The 1,710-nt window shown below is 75.8% G+C and carries 2 protein-coding genes; both read right to left on the minus strand.

Going from position 1 to position 1,710, the window contains the following annotated elements; all coding sequences use genetic code 11:
- On the minus strand, nt 1-829 hold an 829-nt coding region (locus tag HW445_RS29915; RefSeq protein ID WP_180223944.1), incomplete at its 3' end, for an LLM class flavin-dependent oxidoreductase.
- A gap of 165 nt (nt 830-994) precedes the next feature.
- Nucleotides 995-1,585: a hypothetical protein gene (locus tag HW445_RS34485; protein ID WP_374939721.1), complete on the minus strand. Its 591-nt coding sequence runs from the start codon at nt 1,583-1,585 to the stop codon at nt 995-997.
- Nucleotides 1,586-1,710 lie beyond the last annotated feature (125 nt).

Here is a 1,710-nt window from a genome sequence, read left to right on the forward strand (position 1 = left end):
TGCGGGCGAACCGTTCCTGGGTGGCGCGGACCGCCTCGGGGTCGAGGCCGTCCAGGATGCGGTCCGCCTCGGCCCACGCCTCGGCGGCGGTGTCGCGGGTGATGACGTGCAGCCGCAGCCCGAACCGCACGGTGCGGCCGGCGTCCGCCGCCTTGGCCCGGAGGCGGTCGATGCGCTCGGCGACGGCGGCCGGGGGCTCGCCCCAGAGCAGCTGGACGTCGGCGTGGTGCGCGGCGACGTCCTCGGCGGCCGGCGAGGCGCCGCCGAAGTAGAGCGGCACCGGGGTGGCGACGGCCGGGTTCTCCAGCCGGGCCCCCGTCACCCGCACGTGGGCCCCGTCGTGGTCGACCGGCTCGCCCGCCAGCAGGTCCCGGATCACCCGCATGAGTTCACCGGTGCGGGCGTAGCGCTCGTCCTTGGACAGGTGGTCGCCGTAGGCCCGCTGCTCGACCGGATCGCCGCCGGTGACCGCGTTCAGCGCGATGCGGTCGCCGAACAGCCTGCGGAAGGTGTCGGCCTGCTGGGCGATCAGCGTGGGGCCGGTCAGCCCGGCGCGGAAGGCGACGAGGAAGCCGATCCGCTCGGTGACCGCGGCGACGGCCGACGTCAGCACCCAGGGGTCCACACAGCCGAGACCCACCGGGGTGAGCAGCTTCTCGAAGCCGGCCCGTTCGGCCGCGCGGGCGACCTGGGCCAGGTACCCGAGGTCGGCGGGACGCCGGGTGGCCGACCGGGACCGCGACTGGACGGCGGTCACTCCGCCGGGATCACGGCCGTCGCCGCCGGTGGGCAGGAACCAGTGCAGGACGGGAGCAGGGCGCGCAGACATGCGAGTGGACCTCGGGGAGGGGTGAGCGGGCGGCGGCGCCCGGAACGGCGGCCACGGGAGGGGGCTGCGGGCGCGCGGACGCGCCGTCACCGGGGAACGGGGAAAGGGGAGATGCGCCGTCGGAGCGGGAAGGGTCCCGTCAGCGCGGCGGAGGGGTGCGCGCGGTCAGCGACAGGCGGCGCGGCACCGGCGGCCGACCCGACACAGCATCCCGGCGACACGCAGAAGATCCACGTGGCGGCGGGAGACGAGGAAGGGGGCCATGGGCGCATTCTGGCCCGCCCGTCGCGCACACATCAAGCCAAGTCCGCGATACGGACGCCGGTCTCTCCTGTCGGACACCATCGCGTGCGTCCGCGGTCCGTTGACGCCCGGGGTGCCCCGTGCTTCCATCGCCCCATGCCGCACCGGAGGCTTCTGACCCGCCGTCGCGCCGTGGATCTGGTCCGCGTCGCGGCCGCGTTGTGTCGCCTCGACGGCTGACCGGACGCCTCCCCGCTCCGCTCCCACCGGCCCACCCCGCTCCGGGCCGGTAACCGCCGCCGGTTCCCGGCCCGTCGCCGGTTCCGTGCCCGAAGGCCGGTTCCCCGCCGGACGCAGGTTCCCTGCCGGCAGGTCCCGCACCGGTCGCCGGTTCCGAACCGGTCGCCGGTGCGGCTCCGGCGCCGGATCCTCCGCGGCGCGTGACCCGTTCCGTCCTTCCGTCGTTCGCCCCCTCGGCGTTACGCATCCCGACGTTCCCGCGAGGAGCACCATGCCGCCCCTTCCGCCCGCGCACCGTGACGAGACCTCCTACGACCGGCGCAGACTGCGCCAATGGCTGGCCGGCGAGGCCAGGACCGACGTCTCCCGCCGCCACCTGCTGACCCTGCTGGCCGCGA

The organism is Streptomyces sp. UH6 (assembly GCF_013421635.1).
Classification (GTDB): domain Bacteria; phylum Actinomycetota; class Actinomycetes; order Streptomycetales; family Streptomycetaceae; genus Streptomyces; species Streptomyces abyssomicinicus.

Coding starts and splice junctions, on each gene's coding strand:
- HW445_RS34485 (WP_374939721.1), bottom strand. CDS start 1,585: ATGGTGCTCCTCGCGGGAACGTCGGGATGCGTAACGCCGAGGGGGCGA.